This window comes from Streptomyces sp. NPDC006544 (genome assembly GCF_040611715.1).
In the GTDB taxonomy this organism is placed as follows: domain Bacteria; phylum Actinomycetota; class Actinomycetes; order Streptomycetales; family Streptomycetaceae; genus Streptomyces.
Window position 1 is genome coordinate 1 of record NZ_JBEXOV010000204.1, and the last position, 2589, is coordinate 2589.

At 72.4% G+C, this 2589-nt stretch carries 1 protein-coding gene and 1 pseudogene; both read right to left on the bottom strand.

Annotated elements, in window-relative coordinates:
- Positions 1-82 precede the first annotated feature (82 nt).
- Positions 83-1684: a hypothetical protein gene (locus ABZY44_RS37505; protein WP_356662009.1), complete on the bottom strand. Its 1602-nt coding sequence runs from the start codon at positions 1682-1684 to the stop codon at positions 83-85.
- A gap of 194 nt (positions 1685-1878) precedes the next feature.
- Positions 1879-2589 (bottom strand): annotated as a pseudogene (locus tag ABZY44_RS37510) (MFS transporter); the annotation flags it as partial.

The window sequence follows — 2589 nt, forward strand, 5'->3', positions numbered from 1 at the left end:
TACCGGGCGCAGCGGCTCCGCGTGACGGTCCGGGTCCGCCTCGACACCGGATTCATCCTCGACGAAGCCCGCGAGGACGTCTTCACATGTCGACCGGCTCGGCCCCGCCGTCCGGGGCCGGCTGGTTGCCGCCGTTGTTGCCGGTGCCCGACCCGGTGCCCGTGCCGGAGCCGCTGCCGCTGCCGGTACCCGAACCGCCGCCCGTGGCCGCTCCGTGGACCGACGTGTGCTTCACGACCATGTCCGATTCGACCGGGTGCGCGGAACCGTTGCTGTCCCCGTAAAGGATGGCGAGGATCGGGCTGTCCGGGGTGTCGGCCGCGGCCCGGACCCGGAGCTGTATGTCGAACTTCGCGTTCTTGCCGACGGCCCAGTGGAAGATCGCCCCGGGCTCCTGGCCGAGGGGGTCCTTCGCGAGGGGGACCCACGCCGTGCCGTTCCAGGCCTCGATGTCGAAGTGCTTGGCCTTCAGCACGTTCTTGCCGTCGGGGAACAGGAAGAACACGAAGGTGTACTTGTCGATCGCCTCCTTGCCGGAGTTGTCGACGTGCAGGGCGAGCTGCTGCCAGTCGCCGCCTGCCGTGAAACCGGCCTGGGGCAGACCGTCGAGCCCGAGCTTCGGACCCTGGCGCTCCGCCTGCTGGTCGGCGGCCGTGAGGGTCGTGCCGTGCTTGGCGCGCGGCGCGCTGCCGCCCTCGGCCGTCGTGTCCAGGGACAGGCGCGTGGCCGGAGCGTCCTTGGCGAACTTCATCCGCAGCTTCAGGTCGAAGACCTCGTTCTGCTCGATGTCGACCTCGGCGAGCGAGAAGCTCCAGGCCTCCTCCGAGCCGTACGCGTCGACCTTGTGCCAGCCCCAGGTCCCGGCCGCGTCCGGTGCGTACACCTCCAGCTGGGCGTCGCCGTCCTCGAAGCCCAGGGTGTCGAGCGTCCACAAGACCATTTCGAGGCTGTAGTCGTCGACGGCCCGGCGGCCCGTGTTGTCCACGTGGAGGGAGAACGCGCTCCAGTCGGCCCCGGCCGTGAAGCCCTTCGCCGGCAGGCCGTCGAGGGACAGCTGGGGCGCCCCGGCCGTGGTGCCGTCGCCGTCGCCGGTCTGCGCGTGCGTGACCTTCGACGCGAACGAGGCCGCCTTGGAGTCGGCGTCGCGGTGGTCCGTACCGGTGACGGCGACGGTGATGTCCGCCGCGGGCGCCTCGGCCTTGGCGCGCATCCGCATCTTGACGTCGGTGACCGAGTCCGCGCCGTAGGTGAGACCGGGCGTGGCGTCGTACACCGGGGCGTCGGGGCCGGGCAGTGCCGCCCGGGCCGCCTGGTGCCAGGCACCGGCGTAGAACACCTCGACGTCGAAGTACGAGGAGCGCAGGCGGCTTCCCGTCACGCTGAGTTCGAGGGAGTAGCCGGCGACCGACGGGCCTGCGGTGTTGTCCACCTTGACCGTGAACTCGCTCCAGTCCGAGCCGGCGGCGAAGCCGGACTTGGGCGCGTTCGCGAACGAGAGCGTGGGCGCCCAGGGGCTCTCCTGGCCGGTACCGGCCCGCGTCTGGGCCGTGTCGTCGTTCGGCGCCGCGTCCGGGGCGGTCACCGCCGGGTTCTTGACCTCGTCGGCCATCGCCGGTGTGACCATCAGAACCGTCGGGCCGACCACGGCGGCCACCGCCACGACGGCAATGCGCTTGAGCTTCACTGAATTCCCCTCCATGCGGCCGTGCCGCGTGCGATCACACGCGCAGCCGCCCCCCAATATCATTTTGAACCTGCTCAGGTTAACGGGGTGTGATCGCGGGGCACGACCCGGGAGGTCACGAACGGACACCGATCGCACGGGTGTGGTGGCCGGCCCTCCCGCTCCGGGGCTCGCCTCGGCCCACCCCGCCTCCCTCACGCCCCGTACTGCTGGGGCGCGCGCGGACGGTCCGTCTCCGCCTCCGACTCCGACGGCGGGGCGGGGGCGGGGGCGGGCGACGCGGGCATCGTGTCCAGGCGGCGGAGGGCGGTGCGGCGCTGGACGGTCGACAGGGCCGCGATCGCCACGCCGAGGGTGAGCCAGCCCGCGGGGCCGGCCGTCATCACCAGGCCCGTGAGGAGGAGCGGGCCGGCGGACTTCTGGACGGATTGGGCCATTCCCGCCACGCCCAGGTAGGACGCCCTCGCCTCGGCGGGGGCGAGGGAGAGTGCGAGTTCCCAGGAGCTCACCGAGCGCATCAGCTCCGCCGCAGTGGCCAGTACCGCCGCGGCGAGGAGCACGACCGACGCGGACCAGGCCCCGGCGCCCGCGGTGACGGCCAGGAGGACGCAGCACGCCAGCATCGTCAGCCCGTACAGGACGACCGCCGCCACGGCCTGGCGGGGCTCCTCGACCTTCGCCGAGACGCGCAGCTGGAGCACGACGACGAGCACGGTGTTGATCACGAGGAAGGCCGGGACCAGGGCGTGCGGCGCGTCGGTGTGGTCCACCAGCCACAGCGGCAGGCCGATGCCCAGGATCGAGTCGTCCAGGTTCATCGGTATGTCCAGGAGCACGAAGCGCAGGTAGCCGCGGTCCCGCCAGGGGCTCGGCGTGCCCGGCCGGGCCGCCGGGGCCGCCGCGGC